The following is a 20624-nucleotide window of genomic DNA, read 5'->3' on the forward strand; positions in this document are numbered from 1 at the left end:
TGCGCGGAGCGCGCTCCGGCGCTCCGCGCCTACGGGCCAAGGATTCGCTTCACCACCGGGCTAAAGCCCGATGCACTGCGAATAGTCCTGGTAGCCGATCATGGCCCTATCCTGCCCGGCTTCGATGAACTCGCCGCGGACACCCGCGCCGTCGGCCCGTCCGACACCCCGACGGGGTCGGACGGACCGACGTCACGCAGCCCGGGATCCACCGGCGGCGTCCGGTGCCGGCCGGTACCGCTCGGCGTGGCTGCGGCGGATCTTCCGGCCTGGCCGGGTGCCTACCGGTGGGGGCTGACGTCAGGTCAGGGCTTGCCCGTGGAGACGAACAGGTGGACCCCGGTGCCGGCGGCGACCCGGGCACCGGGCGCGGGATCGGTGCTGATCACCTTGCCTGCGGGGATGTGCCAGTCGGTGAAGGTGTGGGCCTCGGCGACGGTCAGCCCCGCCTCGGCCAGCACTGTCCGGGCCTCGGCCTCGCTCCTGCCCGCCACCGAGGGGACGGTGACCGCCGCCTGGCCGGGCTGCGGGGCGGTGTCCGGCCCAGCTGACGGGGCGCCCTGGCCCATGGACGACGGAGTGGGGACGGCAACGGGCGAAGGCGTCCCGGCAGTTGGGACGGCGACCGGCGAGGGCGTCCCGGCGGTGGGGGCGGCCGCCGGCGTGCCTGCGGGGCCCGTACGCGGCGGGCCGGCCGGCTGCTGCAGCGCGAACGCGCCGGTGGCCACGATCGCGACGGCGGCGGCCGTCGCGGTCACGGCGAACAGGCCGCGTCGCCGGTGGCGGGTGCGCCGCAGGATCGCGGTGCCGTCGAAGTCGGGCGTGCGGGCCTCGCGGGCGAAAATGTCCATGGACCGGATCAGTGCCTTTCCGAAGTCGGAGTCGGAGTCGAAGTCGTGGTGGGAGTCGTGGTCGTGGTGGGAGTCGTGGTCGGAGCCCGGGTCCGGGCTGGGCCCGGACCGGCCGTTGAACGGGACGGAGGTCATCACGCACCTTCGAACTGGAGCAGAGCCCGGGCATGGTCGGTGGCCGGCACGGGCTGCCCGTACAGCGGCCCGGCGGCGCGCAGCTTGGCCAGACCTCGGGCGAGCTGCGAGCGCACCGCGCCGGGGGTGATCCGCAGCATCTCGGCGATCTCCTGATCACCCAGGTCGTACAGGTAGCGCAGCACCACGACGGTGCGCATCCCCATCGGCAGCGTGTGCAGCGCCTGGACCAGTTCATCGCGCAGCTCCACCTCCCGGTACGGGTCGCGCGGGTCGGCCGCCGTCAGGTCCAGGGCCGCGCCCTCGCCCACCCGCCGCAGCGTCCGCCACCGGTCGTTGGCGAGGTTCACGACGATCCGCCGCACGTACGCCTCCGGCGAGTCCGCGACGGCGACCCGCTTCCACCGCCGGCACGCCTTCTCCAGCGCCTCCTGCAGCAGGTCCTCCGCGACCTCCCGACTGCCCGTCAGCACGTACGCCGCACGGAACAGCGCCGCCGAGCGCTGCTCCACGAACTCGACGAAGTCGACCTGCGGACTCCGCCCTCCACGCCCGAACACCCTCACCAGCTGCCCGCCGATGCGCTCATCGCACCCTCCTCAAGTGGTTCCGCACCCATGACGGCACCACCGGGCCGGCCGCTGCACGCCGGCGGCGAAAGTGACACACGTCACCCGGCGGGGCCTGTTCTCTGCGGTCTGCCTCCGAGAGGTCGGCGAGGTGCCCGGTCCGGACACCGGGGTGCGGGGCGAGCTGGAGCCGCTGCGCGGGAAGTTGGCCAAGCCGGCCGACCGCGGCCGGCTGCGGATGGGATGCCCCCACCACCCTGACCGGCAACTTCAAGATCGCGACGGCTCATAGATCCCTCGTCAGAGGTCGCGGATGGTGCTGCTGGCCATGGCGACGAGCGAGGTGACGACCATGATGGCCGCGGCGGTCAGGTAAGAGGCGGTGAGCCAGCCGGCTCGAATGCTCCAAGCGGTGGACAACTGCCCAAGAGGTTGGAGGCTGAGCCCGGCGAGGACCAGAAGCGACATGACCCTGCCGAGCATCGCGCTCGGAGCTGCCCGCTGAATGATCGACATGTATATGACGACGGCGATGCCGTTGAGGAAACCCATGATCGCGAGACACGCCGCCCCCACCGCCAGAGAACTGAACGGGAGCGCGGCGAGGAGAGGGGCTTGGAGCAGATGAAGCAGGAGCACGGTCCGGGCCGGGCCGGGCCGAGGTGTCCGGGCCGTACACGGGATGAGACCCACGCCGATGAGGACGGCAGTCCGGCCACTGCCCTGGCCACGTTGGCAAACAGGCCGATGTCCACACGTTGATCGTCCTCTTCGGCCCAGGCGTCGAAGAATTCGACTCAACGGTCGCCCACGCAGAACCCCCGGCTGGGAAACCCCGGCCGGGCGTTCTGCGTGAACTGCTCGCGGCCTGATCACACCGACCACGTGGTGCAACGACCCCCTGGAAACCGCCCAGCGGCGGGGGCTCGCTCCGGTACCGGTACCGGACGGTCAGAGCAGGCCCATCCGCTGGGCGATCAGCGGGCCGGCCCAGCTGTCGGCGTCCTGCAGCAGCTGGCGGTTGAGCTCCGGGTTGGTGTCGAAGGCCTCCAGGGCCTGCCGGGTGGGCAGGGCGCGGGCCACCAGGGAGCCGGCCGCGCGGCTGCGGGCCTGCCAGTTCTCCAGCGGCTCGCCGAGGCCGAGCAGCTTGGTGGGGACCTGCTGGCCGAGCAGCAGGCAGTCGATGCCGTAGAGGCCGAAGAACGACGGCGCGACCCGGTTCGCCAGGTCCTGCACCACCGGGTTGCGCCGGGAGAGCGGCGCGCCGGCGGCGTAGATGTCCAGCAGCGGCTGGAAGCCGGAGACGTCGGTCAGCTCCCGGCACTCCTTCCAGAACGGCGTGTCCAGGCGGGTGTTGAACTTGTAGTGGATGGACAGCAGCCAGCGGATCGCGTCCCAGTGCTGGGCCAGGCCCTTGTTGACGGCGTCGCGGGGCACCGGGTCCGACCAGGAGGCCGGCAGGGTCGACACCAGGGTGAGGGCCTCGGTGGCGATCATCAGCAGGCCGGTGGACTCCAGCGGCTCCACGAAGCCGTAGGAGTTGCCGACGCCGACCACGTTCCCGCGCCAGGCCTTCTCGTAGCGGCCGCTGCGGAACTTCACCACCCGGGGGTCCTTGATCCCGGGGAAGCGGGTGGTCAGCTCGGCTGCGGCCTCGTCGTCGGAGATCGCGGCGGAGGAGTAGACGTAGCCGCGGTGGTCGTTCTCCCTGGTCGGGATGCGCCAGCACCAGCCGGCGTTCATCGTGGTGGCCTGGGTGTAGGGGACGATGACGCCGCCGTGCTCGATGTTGCCGGTCACCGCCCGGTCGGTGAACAGGCTGCTGTCGAAGCTCTGGTACGGGGTCTTCAGGGCCTGGCCGAGCAGCCGGGAGCGGAAGCCGGTGCAGTCCACGTACAGGTCGAAGCTGAGGTCGCGGCCGTCACCGGTACGGACGTGGTCGACCCACTCGTCGTCGCTGAGGACGACGTCCTCCAGGGTGGCCTCGATGTGGTGGATGCCGCGCCGCTCGGCGAGTTCGGTGAGGTAGGAGACCAGCCGGGCGTTGTCCAGGTGGTAGGCGAACGGCAGGTACTTCATCAGGGAGAGCGGGTCCTGGCCGTCGCCCTGGTAGACGGGGGCGCGGTCGGCCATCATCATCGACGAGCCCAGGGTCGAGCCGTTGATGCTGCCGCCGGTCTGGATCGCCCCGACCAGGCCGACCGAGTCCGCCGACCAGTCGAACGGTCCCATGAACGCGTCCGTGCCCGGGCCCCAGTCGAACTTGATGCCCAGCTTCCAGGTCGGCCTGACCCGCTCGTAGAGTTCGGCGGCGTCGATGCCCAGGTAGTGGTGGAGGAAGATCGTGAAGTAGGAGACGGTGGCCTCGCCGACCCCGATGATCGGGATGGACTTGGACTCCACCAGCGTCACGTCCAGCCACGGCCGCTTGGTCTTGAGGGCCAGCGCGGTCAGGTAGCCGGCCGTCCCGCCGCCGATCACCCCGACCCGGCGGATGCCGCGCGGGTCGCCGTCGACGGGCTGCGCGTGGTCGCTGCCGGCCGGCGCGAGGGCGCCGAGCAGCGCCAGCGGGTCGGTCGTCCCGGCGGCGGCGCCGGGCAGCCAGCCCCGCACCGCCTCGGCCTCCGCCGGCGGGAAGGACTCCAGCAGGCGGTCAAGTACGTTGCGGTCGTCCGGCCCCAGGCCGTTCGCCAGGATCTTGTGGTCCATCTCGGCTCTCCCCTAATCCCATCCGGCTGCGGGCGCGCCACCCGCTCCCAAGGGGCGGCCGCGCCGACGGCAGTGTGTGCAGGACGACTCGAGCCGTCCTGGAAAGCGGCCTCCGCCTGGAGAACCGCCGAAGGCGCGCCTCACCAGCCGAGCGTCTGCTCCCCCCGGCGGAAGGTGCCGGTGGGTCCGCCGTCCGGCAGGGTGGCCGCGTCGGCGATGTCCTGCGCGGCCTCCTCGGCGGTGCGCTGCGCGCCGGGCATCATCCGGGTGCGGGTCGGCCCGGGGTTGACGGCGTTCACCAGGACCCCGTAGTCGCGGGTCTGGCCGGCCAGCAGCTGGGTCAGCCCGTTCACGGCGGTCTTGGAGAGCGAGTAGCCGGGGCTGCCGGGGAAGAGGCCGTTGCTGAACGAGCCGGTGCCGCTGGAGACCAGCACCACCCGGCCCCAGCGCCGGCGCACCATGTCCGGGATGAACGCCTGGGCGACCCGCCAGGAGCCGAGCAGGTTCACCGAGAAGGTCTGCCGCACCAGGTCCAGGCTGACCGACAGCGGGTCGGTGCCGCCGTCCAGCAGGACGCCGGCGTTGGAGACCAGGATGTCCACCGGGCCGATCTCCTTGCGGGCCAGGTCCACGCTCTGCTGGTCCGTCACGTCCAGGGCCTGCGCCCGTACGTCGGGGCCGAGTTCGGCCGCCGTGGCCAGCGCCTGGTCCCCGTCGCGCGCGGTCACCACGATCCGCAGGCCGCGCGCGCGCAGCTCGGCGGCGACGGCCCGGCCCAGTCCCCGGTTCGCCCCGGTGATCAACGCTGTTCGCTGCTCGGTCACTTCGCCCCTCCGATACCGCGCCTGCTGGTCCCGCCGATGGTCGGCCGGGCGGCTCGAGCCCCGGTCGGGCCGGGCGTGCGCCGGGCGGGTTCTCCAGCCCGGCGCGAGGCGGGGCCGCCAGGGTGGCCCCCGCGGGCGCCCGTCCTCCCGCGAGGCAGCACAACTTCCCACCCTGGAGGCCTAGATGACGGTGCAGTCCCCCGCACCACCGAGGAACGCCGAGGAACTGGCCCGGGCCATCACCCGGGACGGCGTCGAGTTCCTGCTGGTCATGTTCGTCAACCTGCACGGCCGGCCGTGCGCCAAGCTGGCGCCCGTCCACACCCTGGACCAACTGCTCAGCCAGGGGCTGGGGTTCGCCGGCAACTGCGCGGGGGCGCTGGGCCAGTCGTCCGGTGACCCGGACCTGGTGGCCGTCCCCGACGTCACGTCCTACGTCAAGGTCCCGCTACAGGAGGGCCTGGGCATCATCCAGTGCGACCTGTACGTCGAGGGCGAGCCGTGGCCGTACGCGCCGCGCTGGATCCTGCGCAACCAGCTCGCCCGACTGGCCGAGCAGGGCCGGGAGTTGAAGGTCGGCGCCGAGCCGGAGTACTTCCTGGTCCGCCGCGCCGAGGACGGCAGCATCGCGGTGGCGGACGAGCTGGACACCGCCCCCTCCCCCGGCTACGACGCGGGCGCGGCCACCCGGGCGTACGACCACCTGAGCACCGTCAGCCGGGCCATCGACGCACTGGGCTGGGACAACTACTCCAACGACCACGAGGACGCCAACGGGCAGTTCGAGCACAACTTCGGCTACGCGGACGCGCTGCGCACCGCGGACCGGGTCGTGGTCTTCCGGCACCTGGCCCGGATGGCGGCGCAGCGGGCCGGTCTGGTGGCCACGTTCATGCCCAAGCCGTTCTCGCACCTGACGGGCAGCGGGCTGCACCTGCACGTGTCGCTGTGGGAGGGCGGTACGTCGCTGTTCACCGATCCGGGTGACCCGCGCGGGCTGGGTACGTCGGCGCTGGGGTACAGCTTCATCGCGGGTCTGCTGGACCACGCGCCGGGTCTGCTGGCGCTGACCTGCCCCACCGTCAACTCCTACAAGCGGCTGGGGGCGGGCGCGAACACGCTGTCGCGTTCAAGCTGGGCGCCGGGGTACGCGACGTACGGCGGCAACAACCGCACGCACCTGGTGCGGATCCCGGACACCGGGCGGGTGGAGGTGCGCTGCGTGGACGCGGCGGCCAACCCGTACCTGGCGATCGCCGGGGTCGCGGCGGCGGGCGCGGACGGCATCGCCCGGGGCGCGGACCCGGGCGACCCGGTCGGCGGCGACCTGGAGGCGGCGGGCGCGGCGGCGGGGCTGCGGCCGCTGCCGCAGACGCTGCTGCACGCGGTGGACGAGCTGGTCCGGGACGGGGCGCTGCGCGAGGCGCTGGGCAAGGTCGCGGGCGGGGAGTACGCGGACTACTACGCGGAGGTGAAGCGGGAGGAGTTCGCGGACTTCCACCGCCAGGTGACGGCCTGGGAGGTCGAGCGGTACCTGCTGGCCTGACGCGGGGCCGGCGGCGCGGGGGCGGGGCCCGGAGCGGGGCCCCGGCCCATCGCGCCCTCTGCGCCGCCGGTCAGAGCAGGTCGGCCAGCTGCCGGACGTAGTCCTTGATGTAGGGCGGGACGTGCATCGCCGTCACGTCGGCCAGCGGCACGAACCGCAGCTCACGGCCTTCGCCGAGCACCAGGTCCTTCTCCTGTCCGTCCCACACGCTGCGGAACACGTTCTCGCCCGGCCGGACCCGGCCGTCGAACGGCTTCGGGTGGAACTCCGCCAGGATGGTCAGCTCGATGCCGGTCCACTGTCCTGCCCGGCGTAGGTGTCTCTCATTTCGAGGTGGCATGCCGAGTGCCGGACACCGGCCAGCAGTTCAGAGAAGTCCGGCACGCTCTGCGTCATCACACGGCCTTCCTGATGATGGGAACCATGCGGATCGGGAGGCGGAAAACCCCTTCGCCCTCGGGGATGCCGGCAGCATGGCCCTCAGCCCAACTGGTCGAGGCGATGCGCTCGATCAACTCGGTGCCGCCGTGCCATCCCTGGAACACCAGCTCCTCGTGCTCCTTGTCCAACCACACGGTAGGCGATCCCTCGTGTTCCGTGTTGGGGTCGATCCCGACGAACTCCAGGTCCACGGTGCTCTCCCGTGCCAAGTCGGCCGCTCGGTCTTGCACGACCATTCCCCAAGGGAGTAGGGCCGTCAAGAGCGCACGGCGGCACTGAAGCCCCCGCCCATGTGGTCTCGTCCATGGCGGTACAGAAGAATTGCGATCAGCACGGCCAGGTCCGTCCCGGACGGCCAGGCGTCCCACCCCCGGATCGCGGGGATGCTCTCCCGCTTCGGCCGGAATCTGCACACCCTGGCCGGCGACGGCGAGCACACGCGACTCTGGGACCAGTACACCAACGACACCCGGAGGAACCGTTCCTAGACAGTGAGCAGGAGTGGGTCTTGGACCCACGTTCCAGCACTGCGCGCAGCCCGAACGGTTTTGGGTGCGCTGGTCGCCCGCGTTCTCGTGGTCCCCGTTCGGGCGCGCGGCTCGTGGCTGCGGTCCGTGGCGGGGTGGCGGGTTCCCTCACGTCCTCGGTCGCCTGGTCCGGCCTGGGCGGTCCGATGCCCCGCACCATCGCTCTGGTGGTGCGGGGGCGGTGCCGTCCGTCGCCGGATCGGGTGTCCGAGGGCGCGTCGTCCGATGGCGACAGCGGCGCTGTCGTGTCGGGTGGTGGTGCGTCGCGGGGTCGCCAGCGGCTTCTGCCAGTGCTGCGCGCCCCACACGCTGGTGTAGGCGGGGTCGGCCGCGACGATCGACAGGCCCGTCTCGGCGGCCATCGACACGAGCCGGGCCTTGAGCCTGCCGGTCGGGATGCCGGAGATCAGCTGGCGGAACCGCTTGTTGCGGCCGTGCTTCTCGCGGGTCTTCTCGTCGGCGAAGTCCAGGTTCTCCAGGCCGATCGCGGCGACGCCACAGCGTTTCGCCCAGTGCAGCAACTGGGTGATGGCGTGCCGGATCTGGGCGTCGCGGTGCTGGGCGGTGCCCGACAGGTCGTAGGGGAACCGCTTGGGGTTGCCGAGGGGGTTGCCGTGGACGTCGAGCCGCCAGGCGGCGAAGTGGTCGGCGTTGGTGTCGACACCGACCATGCCGTTCGCGCGGGCCGTGGCCAGCGGCACGGTCCGCACGACCGGCCGGGTCCACGCCGCGTCGAGGTACCAGCGGCCACGGGTGGCGTCCAGGTGGATGCGGTAGGCCACCGCCCGATTGCCCTCCACGCGGTCGGCCCACTCCGCACCCCGGTGCGCGAAGGCGACCTTCGCCGCCAGGACGTACCGGCCGTTGCGGGCGTTGGCGTACCGGGCGAGTGGGGCGGGGAGTTTGATCGACACTTCGCCGTCGGGGGTGACGCGGATCGTCTCGTTGCCGTACCGCTTCCCCGACTCCCCGTCAGCCGACAGGAACCAGCGTGCCGCCTCCCACCGCTGACGCCACTCGGCTTCGGTCAGCTGGGCGGCATCCAGGTGGTGCCGGGTGTTCAGCAGCCTGCGGCCGCCGCGCACCACGTGCACGACACCGGCCTCACGATCCGCCCGGACAGCCGCGTAACGTTCCTCCAGCACCGCCAGACGCCGGGACTTGACGAACCACTCGCGCCTGGAACGGTAGCCACCGGGTGCGCGCTTGGTGCCCTTCTCCCCGATGGGCAGGGACAGGCGGTGCCGCAGCGTGCGGATACCCGCGTCCAACGAGTCCACGTGCGCGGCCTGGCCGCGACGCGACAGCGCCCACTGGTCGTGCGTCGCCTTGGTGACGCTCCCGGCCCAGCGCGACGACGACAACGGGGTCAGCTCCCGCTTACGCACCGCCCACGTGTCGTTGGAGTGGGCCAGACCGTCCGCGCACCGCGTCTTCAGATCGCGGGATGCCAACGACCCCAGATGCCCGCCGACCAGCCGCAGCACCTCCTCATCCCCGGGCGTGAGGCCCTTGAGACGGTCCCGGACCGTCACACCCGACGGGCCAAGGGAAACGAACGACGCATCGATCCGCCGGAGCACCTTCCTCGGCCCAGCCACGTCAACCCCCTCCCCATCGGCTTGCACCACCCTCACACACACCACTGACAAGTCGTCACATCCACCCGACAGACCATGATCGAAGCGACACTCGTGGACACTTATGCGCACCAAAACGACCGCAATCCCCAGCAGCTCGATACCCCGCTCGCCCTGGGACCGGCGGGCCCGCCCTACATGACCACCAAGGAGGCCCGGCCGGCCCACACAGTCGGGGACCTCCGCCGCCGCCGGCGACCCGTAGTGTTCCGCGTCCGCGCGGGGTCGCCGGTCCGGCCACCGTCCGGCCGCCGGACTGCGCGGGGTCGCCGCCTACGCCGACCAGATGAGCAGCGACAGCACCAGCGCCCTGTTTGCGGTGGACGGACATCAGCCGTTAGTCGTAGCTGTCCCTGCCGTCAGTGCGGACGAATTCGCGTTCGCTGCCCGCTGAGAGCCCGGGGTTGCCCGGGGAGGAAGGCCCAGGTGGGGCCGGGCGGTGCCGGCTTTGCCCCTGCCGCAGTCTCCGCCGGGAGCGGATGCGCGTTGGTGTGGTGTACACCTCAAGGTCCTGGCGACGGCGGGCCGGGCGGATCAGTATTGCCTCGGTTCCACCGACCGGTGGCAGGCGAAGGGCGTCCAGGCAGGGGCGCACCTTCGGCCGGCACACCGGTCTCAGGCGCCATCGTGTTGTTCAGATCCCTTCCGGCACACAGACGTTGAGACGAAAGGACGATATGAACCTGCGCACCAAGCTCCACAAGGTTCTCTTCACCACTGCGGCGCTCGTGTTCGGTGGCGCTCTGGTGGCCGCGCCGGCCACTGCCGTCGGCCGGCCGGCATCCGAGGCGGCCATCGCGCCCGCGACGCTGCCGACGGCCATGGCGTCGAGCTCGCCGTTCGTCGCCGCATTGGCACCCGACGGGAGCGGTGTCTACGACTGGACCGGGGGCCAGAGCTGGACCCCGATCGGCGGCCCGGCGGCCACGCTCTACGCGGGTTACAGGGTTCTGCTCGCCACCGCCCCCGGCACCGGCAACGTCCTCTACTACAGCAGTGGCGCTTGGACTCAGATCGGCGGGGCCGGCGCGCAGTTCGCCATTGACGGCCAGCGTCATGTCTACGCCCTCACGCCTGACAAGAACGCCGTCATGGAGTGGACCGGGGTGGGCCAGAGCTGGATCCAGATCGGCGGCCCGGCCTCCTTCATCGTGGGCGGTACGGCGGGCCTGATTGCCGCTGCCCCCGACACTGGCAACGTCATGCTGTTCACCGGCAACGGCTGGACCCAGATCGGCGGGCCCGGCGCCCAGTTCGCCGAGGACGACCAAGGCAACATCTACGGTCTCACCCCTGACAAGAGCGCCGTCATGGAGTGGAACGGGAACCAGAGCTGGACCCCGATCGGCGGCCCGGCCGACTCCATCGTCGCCGGTCCGGCAGGCCTGCTCGCCACTGCCCCCGGCACCGGCAACGTCATGCTGTTCACCGGCAACGGCTGGACCCAGATCGGCGGACCCGGCGCCCAGTTCGCCGAGGACAGCAACGGCGACATCTACGGTCTCACCCCTGACAAGAGCGCCGTCATGGAGTGGACCGGGGTGGGCCAGAGCTGGACCCAGATCGGCGGCCCGGCCTCCTTCATCGCCGCCCCCTGACCACGCCGCACCACCACGCCAGGCCGAGGGTCGTCGCCCGTTTCCCGGGGGGGGCGACCCTCGCCTTGTCGGAACAGGGGCAGCCGATGCTGGTGAAGCCGGCTCGAAGCGGTGGTGGGAGCCACGGGTGGCCAGGGGCCCGGCGATGGTGCCGGCCGATGCGGTGAGGATCACCGCAAGGTCGGGCAGGTCGATCCGGCGAAGGCAGCGGTATCGGCGCCCGGCTGGTGGCCGGGCGCCGATACCCGTCAGGTCAGGCCGGCGAGGTGACCGCCGGGCCGAAGTGCCGGGCGAAGAACCGGACCGCACTGTCGGCCTCGAACCTGGGAAGTTCCTTGTGCTTGCCCGCGTTGGCGTGCAGCGTCTTCTCCTTCGAGGCGAAGGCGTCGAACAGTGCGAGACCGGCCTCGCGCGGGATGTGCTCGTCGTCCCACTGCAGGTCGAACTCGATCGGGATGGTGATCTGCTTCGCCTTCTCGGCCAGGGTGTCGGGCCAGTGCTGGCCGAAGACGGCGGCGGTGATCCTGGGTTCGACCGCCACGAAGGGCAGGCCGATCGCGGTGCCCATGTTGATGCCCCAGAAGCCGACCGGCCCGTCGGTGCCGATCTCCGGGAGTTCCTGGAGGGCGTCCAGGGTCGCCTGGTACTCGGGCACGGCGAGCTCCGCCAGGTGGTCGTTGTAGCGCACGACGATCGGGCCTTCCGGCTCGCCCGCCGCCCTGGCCCGGAACAGCTCGGCGATCTCCGCCTCGTCGTGCGCGGTGCGCGGCCGGTCGCCGTGACCGGGCGCGTCGATGACGGCGACGTGGAAGCCGCAGCCGGTCACCAGGCGCTGGGCGCGGCCGGCCATCGCCGGGTGCTTCTTGTGGTTGCCGCCGCCGTGGGCCATCAGGACCAGGGGCGCGCGATCGGCTGCGTTGGAGGCCGGCGACCAGAGAAACGCCGGGGACCCCGCCCACAGTGAAGTCGCGTTCGACCATGCCGTTTGACGACGACTCAGAAGTGAAGTGCAGAGAATTCATGGCTGTTGCCTTTCGGGAGTGCCCTTTTGTCGAGGCGCTCCCGGCGACGCCTACGTCAATCGCCAGACCGTGACCCCAAGGGGGAGCACCCACATCGATACAGCGTTCATGGGTCTCACCTCCTCGCGGTCCCTCACGGTGTCCCGGACGCTACCAGTCCAACATCATCCCGCTCAAACTTTTCCTGCCGGCCACGTGCGGTTCCGGCCCATGTCCGGGGGCTTCGCCGCACGTTGACTGGGCTGGGTGCGGCGCTCACTGTTCCTCCGAGGTCCTGGGCGGGCGGTCCCGGTAACAGTCTCCTCCCCGGACCACCCGCCCCGGCCGGGCGCCCGCCGTTCGCTACCCGCGCGGCTCCTCGATCCACGAGGTGCCGCTGGAGCCGTCCGCCCGGCGCCAGTCCTCGCGGAGCCTGACCCGGCCGTCCGGGAGCAGTTCCGGGGTGCTGACGCACTCCCCCGAGACCACCCGGCCGTCCGCCAGGACCTGGGCGTAGGCGAGGGTGAGGACGCCGTCGGCCGAGCAGCGCCCGGTGAGGCGGCCGGTGCGTACCTGGCCGCCGGCGAACTCCGCCCACACCAGGTCGCCGTCCTGGTGGTAGCGGCCGGTGGGGCCGTCGCCACCGGCGGGGCCGGAGCGGAAGACCCGGCCGTCGTAGCTGAGCGTGCCCAGCCAACGGGGCGCCGTCACCGGGCCGACTCCGGTCGCTGGCCCAGGAGTTGGCCGGACGCGGGGGCGACGTTGTAGTTCGAGCGGAAGAAGTTGTCCGGGTCCAGGCGCTGCTTGAGCGCCACCAGGCGGTCGTAGGCCGCTGCCCCGAAGGTCCGCACCGCGCGGTCGGGGCCGGCCGAGGCGCTGTCCCCGGCGTAGTTGATGTACCCGTCGCCCCAGCGTCCGTACGGTTCGGCGGCGGCGGCCACCGACTTGGCCCAGGCGGTCTGTTCGGCGTCGGCCTCGGGGTGGGCCGGGTCCCAGATCGCCATGCCGGTCACGTTGAAGCCCGCGCCCCGGAACGGCACGGCGCTGCGCGCCGGGTCGGCCGTGCGGACGGCGCCGGTGATCGGTTCCAGGAGGATGGTGTCGTTGAACGGGTCGGTGATGGTGGCCGCCCGGAAGCGGTCGGCGACGGCGTCCACCAGTTCGTCGGGCAGGCCGTCGACGCAGCGCGCGCTCCAGTAGTGGCGCAGCCCGAACGGCAGGCGTCCCAGGCAGAGTTGCATGGAGACGTAGCTGCGGTCCTCGATGTGCCAGTCCAGTGGTTCGATGGCGCGCAGGGCCTTGTCCAGGGTGTCGCGGTACTGGGGGTCGTCGCCGCAGTAGCAGACGCTCATCACGGCGGCGGGGCGCTGCATCGGTCCGTGGCGTTCCAGGAGCATGGTGCAGATCAGGTCGTCGGGGGCGTCCTGCATGAGGTCGCGGAAGAGGCGGACGGCGGCGGCCGGGTCGTCGGCGGGGTAGGCGACGTAGCCGCCGTAGACGCGTTCGACGGGGTGCAGGCGGAACTGGAACTCGGTGACGACGCCGAAGTTGTGGCCGGCTCCGCGCAGGGCCCAGTCCAGTTCGGGGTCGGTGGTGGGGTCGACGGTGAGCAGTTCGCCTGCGGCGGTGACCAGTTGGTAGGACTCGACGTTGTCGCAGGCCAGTCCGTGGCGTCCCATCAGGTGTCCGATACCGCCGCCGAGGGTGAGGCCGCCGACGCCGGTGTCGTCGAAGGTGCCGCCTGTGGAGGCCAGTTGGTGGGTGGTGGTGGCGAGGTCGAAGTCGGCCCAGGTCGCGCCGCCGCCGGTGGCGGCCAGGCGGCGCCTGGGGTCGACGCGCACGCGGTTGAGCAGCCGCAGGTCGATGACGATGCCGTCGTCGACGGAGCCGGATCCGGCGATGTTGTGGCCGCCGCCCCGGATGGCGGTCGGCAGTCCTGTCCCGCGGGCGGCGAGGATCGCGTGCTGGACCTCGGCGGGGGTGGCGGGCAGGCAGATCGCGCGGGGGCGGCGGTCGTGCATGCCGTTGAAGAGCAGCCGCACCCGGTCGTAGCCGGGGTGGTCCGGGGTGATGACCCGGCCCGGGCAGGCGGCTTCCAGGGCTCGGCGGACTGCGGCGCTCATCTGCGCTCCCCCTCGGGGATCGGTGTCGGGCGGGTGTCCTCGGTGTTCGGGTGAGTGCTCGGGCGGACGGCGGGGTGTCCGGGCTGTCCGAGGTGGCCGAGCAGGTCGGCGGCGGCTCCGGCTCCGGCGGCGAGTGCGGTCTTGGCCGCGCCGCCGCTGCCGCCGGTGAAGGTGAAGAGGGCGGGGTGGTGGCCCGGTACGGGCCGCAGTTCGAGCCGTCCCTCGGGTACGTAGGCCTCGGCGACGGCGACGAAGCGGTGCGGCGGGTTGATCTGCAGGCCGGGCAGGCGCTGGGCCAGGGCGCGGCGGACGGCTCGTTCCTCGCGGTCCATGAAGGGCTGCGGGCCGGGCGGGACGTCCCAGCGCTGGGTCGGCAGCCCGAGCAGCATCCGGCCGGGGCCGGCCGGGCGGCCGTAGAGGCCGCTGGTTTCGTCGACGAAGGCCGGCAGGGGGTGGCGGCCGGTCCCGGTGTCCGTCCCGGTGTCGGTCCCGGTCCCGGTGTTCCGGCCGGTCCCGGTGGCGTAGACGGCGCACTGGATGACCTTGGTGCGTACGCCGATCGGGGGCAGGTCGCAGTCGGTGAGCAGCCGGCCGGTCCAGGCGCCGGCGGCCAGGACGACGGCGTCGGCGTTCGCCCAGCCCTGGTTGGTGCGGTAGGCGACGCCGGCGGGTCCTGGCCGGATCTCGCGCAGGACGCCGTGGTCGAGGTGGCCGCCGCGGGCGGTGAAGTCGGCTCTGGCGCCGCGTCGCAGCAGGTCCGGGGAGAAGTAGCCGGCGTGGTGTTCCAGGACGGCGGTGGTGTGTTCGGGCAGGCCGGTCAGGCCGTAGCGGGCGGCCAGGGCGTGGCGGTCGAGGAGTTCGGCGGCGTCCGGTGTGGGGGTGCGGGGGTGCCGGGGTCCGGTTGCGGGTTCGGCGCGGAGGTAGAGGCTGCCGGTCTCCTGGTAGCCGGACCACTGGCGGAGCAGGGCGCTGGCGCGCAGTTCGCGCAGGCTGCGGGTGGCGAGTTCGGCGAGGGCGGGGTCGGGGTCGAAGGCGCGGACGAGGCCGCCGGAGGCCCTGGTGGCGTCGTCCGCGCCGTCGGGGCCGGTGATCAGGTCGACGTCGACGCCGGCGTGGCGGATCAGGCGCCAGGCGAGCATCGTGCCGGCGATGCCGCCGCCGACCACGCAGATCCTCACTGCCCGGCCGCCTTGGTGTCGCCGGTGCCGCCGGTGAGGACCGTCAGCAGGTCGTCGGCGGGCACGCTGCCGCCGGTGCTGCCGGTGCTGCCGGTGGTGCCGGTGGGCAGGCCGGCGCCGAGCAGGCAGCGGGCGGCCAGGGCGGCGTCGAAGTGTTCGAAGGTCAGGGCCTGTTCGGCGCGGGCGAGTTCGGCGGGGTCGGCCGGGGTGGCGCGGGCGGGGTCGGTCCAGGTGGCGGTGAGCGCGCGGTAGCGCTCGAGGGTGAAGTTGGCGGGCCGGGGGGCGGGGCGGTCCCAGCTGAGGAAGGCGCGGACGGCTCGCGGGTCCTCGGTGTCGAGGAATTCGTGGGCCCAGACGGCGTGGCTGCGGCTGGTGGAGAACTTGGCGCCGTCGAGCCGGTAGAACTCGTTGACGACGAGTCCGGTGAGGACGTCCGCAGGCAGGCCGGCAGCGGCGAACAGGGCGGGGAACAGGGCGAGGTAGTAGAAGGCGTTGTCCAGGCCGAGGAACGCCCAGAGGGCGCCGACCTTGCGCCAGGCCCGCAGGTGCTCGTCGAGGCCGGTGGCGCCGGGGGCGAGGTGCTGCCCGACGGTGTGGAGGTAGCCCAGGCCCATCTCGGCCCAGACGTCCACCCGGTGGCCGGGGATGGACGGCAGTTCGATGCCCCAGTCGGTGGGGTAGCTGAACGGGACGGTGGGCAGCGGTCCTTGGAGCAGCCGGGTGGCCAGGCGGCGGGCCGTCGGGGGCAGGGTCGCGCGCTGCCAGGCGGCTTCCAGGACGGCGCGGTGGTCCTCCAGGCGCAGTACGGGTCCGCGGACGAGGCGGCGGGCGGTGGCGGGGAGTCCGCAGCGGGTGCAGTGCGGGTCGGTGAGGGCGGCTGCGGGGGTGTAGCCGGCGCAGCCCTCGCAGGTGCCGCCGCCGGAGGTGGCGCCGCACTGGGGGCAGCCGCCGGTGACGTAGGCGTGGTGCAGGATGCCGGGGCAGTCCTGGCAGACGGGGGTGTGCCACTCCTCGATGGGCAGGGCGCCGGCGAGGGCGAGGTCCTCGAGGAACTCCACCACGGTGGCGCGGTAGCCGCTGTCGGTGAGGGGTTGGGTGAAGCCGTCGTGGACGATGCCGGCGCGGTCGAAGACGGCGCGGATCAGGTCGGCGTTGCGCCCGCGCAGTTCGGTGGCGGGGGTGTGTTCCTGGCGGGCTTTGGCCTGGACGTAGTTCTGGTGGTCGTCCAGGCCGCAGAGGGCGAAGACCTTGTCGCCACGGCGGCGGGCGGCGCGGACCGCGATGTCGGCGGCGAGGTAGGGGCCGGAGAGGTGGCCCAGGTGCAGGGGGCCGTTGGGGGTGGGCGGGGGTGACAGGACGACGGTGGTCAGGCCGTCCGTGGTCGGCTCGTCGGCGGTCGGGGCGTTGCCGTTGTGGTCAGGCGCCATCGGGCACCTGCTCGGTCCGGGGCAGCCAGTAGATGCTGAGGATCTGCACGGGTTCGCCGTTGGAGGTGATCGTGTGGTGCTCCCCCGGCTGCAGGAGTACGGCGGTGCCGGTGGGCGCGTGGGTGTCCTGGCCGTTCACGGTGAACGTGGCGTCGCCGCCGAGCACGATGGCCAGTTCGACCTCGGGGTGGCTGTCCGGTGTGCTGTGGGAGCCGGCCGGGACCTGGCACCACATCGCGTCGAAGGGGAGGCTTCCGGTACCGGGGTAGCGGTCCCAGCGGCCGATGCCGATGCCGTACTCGCTCTCCAGTTTCGAGTCGCCGATGGTGAACTTCTGCACAGGGGGCCTCCTCTGCCGGTGGTGGCGTGCGGGCCTGACGGTCCGACGGATGGGGAACAGGGGTAAGGGATCAGGGATCTGACGGATCGATCGTGGGCGGAAGCACTTGAGAAGCCCTCGAAGGGAGGTTGGCAGCGGCCCGGTGGCGTGCCACCATCACCGGCATGACCTCTGACACGCAGGTGGGGGAACGTCCGGTGCGCTACGGTCCGCGCTCGCTCACGGCGCTCGCGCCGGAGTCGGTGCGGGGGTGGACGGTGAAGCGCTACGGGGTGTCGTCGCTGCGGGACAGCCCGGGCGGGGAGGTACTGGACTTCGCGCGGCTGGCGGTGGGCCGTTCGCTGCCCGTGGCGGACGGCGACGGGCCGGCGTACGGGTACAGCGTGGTGCACGAGGACGAGGACGGGTGCTACGTGGTGGTGGGCTGGTGGAGCCGCAACGGTCTGATCCTGCACTCGCGGACGTGGCTGGCCAACTGGGCCGACCTGACGGCGATCACCCCGGCGCCGGGCGGCGCGACGGCGTGCGTGTGGGAGCTGGTCGCGGTGGGCCACGAGCGGGACGCCTGGGTACGGCACGTCCTGCGGCCGGCGGAGCCGGACTTCGGGGCGTACGTGGCGTCGACGGTGTCGGGGCAGTACTGACGCGGTCTTGCGGGACGGCGCCGGCGGGGCGCGCTGAACATGTGTCACAGACATGCAGGTCAGTGCCCCGAGAAGCCTCGGGATGGGGCATGGGATCACGGTCGGCGCCGGCGCACCCGCTGATCGGCACGGCCCGGACGGGGAGCGGAGCGGATCGGGTACACGGCCCGCCTGCGCAACGACGGGCAGACCCCGGTCACGGTGGAGAGGTTCAGAGCACAGGCCCGCCGGGCACCGGCCCGCCCCCCGACGCGCGCGTCAGATGCAACTGGTCGGCCATGGAGACCAGCTGTGCGGTCGGGAGGGGTGGATCGGCCAGGAGTGCGTAGCTGCGAACGGAACCGGATGCGTCCCGCTGCTGCCAGGCGATGCCGCCGGGGCCGACCCTGGCCAGGTGCCCCAGGACCGGGACGAGGATGGGCGCGGCAGCAGGCCAGTCATCGGGCCAGTGAGGTCCGTACTCCACTACCAGCCGCAGGCGCGCCGTGCCGGCGAGGAAGAGCTCCGAGGCGGCCGGGCTCCACTGGCCGGCGGAGGTGGTCCCGAGGTAACCAGGGGCGTCGTAGGCGTGGTGGAAGCCGGGCGGGAGCAGGGGGGCGTCCGGGAGGTCGGCGGCGCGGAAGTACGGGACCGGGTCGCCGTCGCCGGTGTCGCCGCCGTTGGCGTCGATCAGCGGGCGGTCGCCGAGCGGTGTCGCGAGCCGGACCGACCACACCGTCTGCTGGGCCCCGCCGGTGCAGTTGCGGCTCGGCGGATCGGTACGGAAGTCGAGCACGACGGCGGACGGCGGCTGGCGGACACGGAGCTGTCCCGTGCCCAGGCACTCCCCGCTCTGCGCGACGCTGAGCCCCCGGCCGTCTGCGGACAGCAGCACCACGGCGACCGGGGTACGGACCAGCCCGGGCAACGCGGCGCCCGCGGCCGCCCGGTACCCGATGAGACCGGCGAGCGCGCATACCGCCGCCGTGCCCAGCCCCACCGCCCGCCGGCGGTTCACCGCACGGTCCGTGCCTCGGCGATGGCACGGGTACAGAGCTGGCCGACCGTGGCGCCGGAGCCGTTCCGGGGGTCGAGCTCCAGTTGCTGCGCCGTCCCTGCCTCGGTCCAGCCGACAACCACGCCGCCTTGACCGCTCCGACCGCAGACGGCGGGAGCTCCGTTCAGCACCGTGCGCTGCGCCGCCGAGGTCCCCGGGGCGGCGGGATCCGGTGCTGCCGGGTCGAGGGACTGAAGCAGCGTCCAGCTGAGCTGCTGCGAGGCGTCACGGTAGTCACGGACGAGAGTCGCCGAGCCGAGGCAGGCGTCGTACGGGGAGGGCTCCTGTCCGGCGATGCACAGTTCGCTGCCGTGCTCGGTCAGGCCCGGGTCGCGTGGTTGCGGGAGGCTCGCCTCGGACACGGCCTTCAACGGCCGTCCGTGGCTGTCCGCCAGTGTTCGTGCGTCGAGGGGGTGGGCGAGGTCGGCCCGGATTCCGGTGAACCGCGCACAGCTGCCCGCAGGACCACCCGATTCCTGCGGGGCGCTGCGCAGGTGGAAGTGGACGGCCACGGTGGCGGCGTGCTCCTCGGTCACCACGTTGACGGTGAGGCTGCCGAAGCACTCGCCTGGGTTCCAGGCCGGATCGGGCACACCGGTGAGGGTGAGGGTCCGCCCGTCGGCGGAGACGAGGACGGGCCCCTGGGCGTCCACGTCCCATTCCTTGACACTCCCCGCGGTGACGGCGTACACGCCGTAGCCGGCCAGCGCGCAGACTGCGGCCAGGCCGAGCCCGACCAGCAGAACCCGGATCCCACGAGACCCTGTTGCCCCCATGACCATCCCCCCCCCGGCGCCAGTCCTTGGACGCGGCCTGCCCCGCACCGGTTCCGCACGGACCCGCGGGATCCTGCCCCCCGACGGGCCGGACGACACCGCCCGGCGACCACCTCATCGACCAGCTCCGGCGGGAACGCACGGGTCAACACCCCCAACGCGATCCGATCCGAGAACCGCTCACCCACCGACGGCTTCGCCTGACCAGGCCTTGGCACAACCCGTCCAACGACCAAATCCCGCCAAACTCACCGGTATTGCGTCTAGGCTGGCGCGATGACTGATGAGCGGGAGCGGGTGCAGCCGTCGGGAGTGTGGGCCACGGCGGTGGGGGTGGCCAGGGTACGGGCGTTGGAGACCGAGCGGGAGAACGCGCTGTTCCGCGACCCACTGGCACAGGCCTTCGCCACCGCCGGCGGCCCGTGGCCCTCCTCGCCGCCGCTGCCCGATGACGAGGCCGCGCAACGCCGCCGGCTGGCCGTGTCGTTCTCCATCGTCATCAGGACGAAGTTCCTCGACGACCTGTTGCAGCAGGCCTCCGCGTCCGGGGTCCGGCAGGTCGTGCTGCTCGGCGCCGGTATGGACAGCCGGGCTTTCCGGATGGACTGGCCCGAGGGCACCCGGCTGTTCGAGGTCGACACCGCCGCGCCACTGGACTTCAAGGCTTCGGTGCTGCGCCGGGAGCGGGCCGTCGCACGCTGCGAGCGGATCACCGTCGCGGTGGATCTGCGTGAGGACTGGCCGGGCGCGCTGGCCGCCGCAGGGCACGACCCGGCTGTGCCGACCGCGTGGATCGCCGAAGGGCTACTGATCTATCTGCCCGAGGATGCGGTGGAGCTACTGCTGGCCCGGATCAGCGCGCAGTCGGCGGCGGGCAGTCGGATGGGGCTGACATTGGGCTCGCGCGGCGTGATCGAGCGCTTCGGAGCGGACGCCGCGCCGGGATCGGCGGCGTCCATGTGGGTCTCGGAGATGCCCGACGACCCGGTGGGCTGGCTGGCCGGGCACGGCTGGGAGGCCGACAGCCACACCCTGCGCGAGCGCGCTGCCGCCTACGGCCGCCCGATCGGCACCCCGCCGCAGCGCGAGGAGCGGCCCGGCGGACTGATCTCGGCGGTCCGCCGGTAGAGCGCCTCCCGGTTCCCTGGATGCAATACCGGTGATTTAGACCGACCGGCAATAGGCGGCTGCCGCTGAGCGATGGGGTGGGGTGGATGCAGTGCGGGCACGGGTCCGCGTGATCATGGAGTTCTCTACGC

General features: G+C 72.4%; 19 protein-coding genes and 1 pseudogene. 4 read left to right on the plus strand and 16 right to left on the minus strand.

Annotated features, from left to right (window positions below; genetic code table 11):
- Window positions 1-305: 305 nt before the first annotated feature.
- From P3T29_RS31335 to P3T29_RS31355, 5 genes are all read right to left on the minus strand, one after another.
- On the minus strand, window positions 306-986 hold the full coding sequence (locus P3T29_RS31335; RefSeq protein WP_280720068.1) for a PASTA domain-containing protein: 681 nt from the start codon (window positions 984-986) through the stop codon (window positions 306-308).
- The gene (locus tag P3T29_RS31340) at window positions 986-1546 is read right to left on the minus strand and encodes a SigE family RNA polymerase sigma factor (protein WP_280720069.1); all 561 of its coding nucleotides are present in this window, start codon (window positions 1544-1546) and stop codon (window positions 986-988) included. Before P3T29_RS31340 ends, P3T29_RS31335 begins: the two co-directional genes overlap by 1 nt.
- A gap of 309 nt (window positions 1547-1855) precedes the next feature.
- The gene (locus tag P3T29_RS31345) at window positions 1856-2107 is read right to left on the minus strand and encodes a hypothetical protein (protein WP_280720070.1); all 252 of its coding nucleotides are present in this window, start codon (window positions 2105-2107) and stop codon (window positions 1856-1858) included.
- Between the two features lie 399 nt (window positions 2108-2506).
- Window positions 2507-4264, minus strand: coding sequence for a tryptophan 7-halogenase (locus tag P3T29_RS31350; RefSeq protein ID WP_280720071.1), 1758 nt, complete (start codon window positions 4262-4264; stop codon window positions 2507-2509).
- 140 nt (window positions 4265-4404) lie between these two features.
- Window positions 4405-5088 carry an SDR family NAD(P)-dependent oxidoreductase gene (locus tag P3T29_RS31355; protein WP_280720072.1) on the minus strand — a complete coding sequence of 228 codons (684 nt, stop codon included), beginning with the start codon at window positions 5086-5088 and terminating at the stop codon, window positions 4405-4407.
- 184 nt (window positions 5089-5272) lie between these two features.
- Between P3T29_RS31355 and glnT the strand changes: the two genes are divergently transcribed.
- Window positions 5273-6634 carry a type III glutamate--ammonia ligase gene (gene glnT / locus P3T29_RS31360; RefSeq protein WP_280720073.1) on the plus strand — a complete coding sequence of 454 codons (1362 nt, stop codon included), beginning with the start codon at window positions 5273-5275 and terminating at the stop codon, window positions 6632-6634.
- Between the two features lie 70 nt (window positions 6635-6704).
- Here the strand turns inward: glnT and P3T29_RS31365 are convergent, their stop codons facing one another.
- The 3 genes from P3T29_RS31365 to P3T29_RS31375 all read right to left on the minus strand — a co-directional run bounded on the left by P3T29_RS31365 (window position 6705) and on the right by P3T29_RS31375 (window position 9203).
- Complete coding sequence (locus tag P3T29_RS31365) at window positions 6705-6974, minus strand: hypothetical protein (RefSeq protein ID WP_280720074.1); 270 nt, start codon at window positions 6972-6974, stop codon at window positions 6705-6707.
- Window positions 6975-7029: 55 nt separating this feature from the next.
- Window positions 7030-7266: a hypothetical protein gene (locus P3T29_RS31370; RefSeq protein ID WP_348532883.1), complete on the minus strand. Its 237-nt coding sequence runs from the start codon at window positions 7264-7266 to the stop codon at window positions 7030-7032.
- A gap of 293 nt (window positions 7267-7559) precedes the next feature.
- Window positions 7560-9203, minus strand: a complete 1644-nt coding sequence (locus P3T29_RS31375; protein ID WP_280720075.1) for a transposase — start codon at window positions 9201-9203, stop codon at window positions 7560-7562.
- 716 nt (window positions 9204-9919) lie between these two features.
- On the opposite strand from P3T29_RS31375, the gene P3T29_RS31380 reads away from it, so the two are divergent.
- Window positions 9920-10840 (plus strand): hypothetical protein, encoded by a 921-nt coding sequence (locus P3T29_RS31380; RefSeq protein WP_280720076.1) that lies wholly within the window; start codon window positions 9920-9922, stop codon window positions 10838-10840.
- 253 nt (window positions 10841-11093) lie between these two features.
- Here the strand turns inward: P3T29_RS31380 and P3T29_RS31385 are convergent.
- From P3T29_RS31385 to P3T29_RS31410, 6 genes and pseudogenes are all read right to left on the minus strand, one after another.
- Window positions 11094-11862 (minus strand): annotated as a pseudogene (locus P3T29_RS31385) (alpha/beta hydrolase).
- Between the two features lie 342 nt (window positions 11863-12204).
- Window positions 12205-12552, minus strand: coding sequence for a hypothetical protein (locus P3T29_RS31390; protein WP_280720077.1), 348 nt, complete (start codon window positions 12550-12552; stop codon window positions 12205-12207).
- A complete protein-coding gene (locus tag P3T29_RS31395; RefSeq protein WP_280720078.1) occupies window positions 12549-13964 on the minus strand; it encodes an FAD-binding oxidoreductase in 1416 nt (471 codons plus the stop codon). The genes P3T29_RS31390 and P3T29_RS31395 overlap by 4 nt, the downstream gene beginning before the upstream one ends.
- A complete protein-coding gene (locus P3T29_RS31400) occupies window positions 13961-15142 on the minus strand; it encodes an FAD-dependent oxidoreductase (protein ID WP_280720079.1) in 1182 nt (393 codons plus the stop codon). The genes P3T29_RS31395 and P3T29_RS31400 overlap by 4 nt, the downstream gene beginning before the upstream one ends.
- Window positions 15139-16569 (minus strand): class I tRNA ligase family protein, encoded by a 1431-nt coding sequence (locus tag P3T29_RS31405; protein WP_280720080.1) that lies wholly within the window; start codon window positions 16567-16569, stop codon window positions 15139-15141. Before P3T29_RS31405 ends, P3T29_RS31400 begins: the two co-directional genes overlap by 4 nt.
- The gene (locus tag P3T29_RS31410) at window positions 16559-16909 is read right to left on the minus strand and encodes a cupin domain-containing protein (RefSeq protein WP_280720081.1); all 351 of its coding nucleotides are present in this window, start codon (window positions 16907-16909) and stop codon (window positions 16559-16561) included. The genes P3T29_RS31405 and P3T29_RS31410 overlap by 11 nt, the downstream gene beginning before the upstream one ends.
- A 164-nt stretch (window positions 16910-17073) precedes the next feature.
- Here P3T29_RS31410 and P3T29_RS31415 point away from each other — a divergent pair, with 164 nt between their 5' ends.
- The gene (locus P3T29_RS31415; RefSeq protein WP_280720082.1) at window positions 17074-17553 is read left to right on the plus strand and encodes a hypothetical protein; all 480 of its coding nucleotides are present in this window, start codon (window positions 17074-17076) and stop codon (window positions 17551-17553) included.
- Window positions 17554-17764: 211 nt separating this feature from the next.
- Here P3T29_RS31415 and P3T29_RS31420 read toward each other — a convergent pair whose 3' ends face one another.
- Complete coding sequence (locus P3T29_RS31420; RefSeq protein ID WP_280720083.1) at window positions 17765-18550, minus strand: hypothetical protein; 786 nt, start codon at window positions 18548-18550, stop codon at window positions 17765-17767.
- Window positions 18547-19365 (minus strand): hypothetical protein, encoded by an 819-nt coding sequence (locus P3T29_RS31425; RefSeq protein WP_280720084.1) that lies wholly within the window; start codon window positions 19363-19365, stop codon window positions 18547-18549. Before P3T29_RS31425 ends, P3T29_RS31420 begins: the two co-directional genes overlap by 4 nt.
- A gap of 276 nt (window positions 19366-19641) precedes the next feature.
- On the opposite strand from P3T29_RS31425, the gene P3T29_RS31430 reads away from it, so the two are divergent.
- Window positions 19642-20493 (plus strand): class I SAM-dependent methyltransferase, encoded by an 852-nt coding sequence (locus P3T29_RS31430; protein WP_280720085.1) that lies wholly within the window; start codon window positions 19642-19644, stop codon window positions 20491-20493.
- The last annotated feature ends 131 nt before the right edge of the window (window positions 20494-20624 follow it).

The sequence above is a fragment of the Kitasatospora sp. MAP5-34 genome (assembly GCF_029894335.1).
In the GTDB taxonomy this organism is placed as follows: Bacteria; Actinomycetota; Actinomycetes; order Streptomycetales; family Streptomycetaceae; genus Kitasatospora.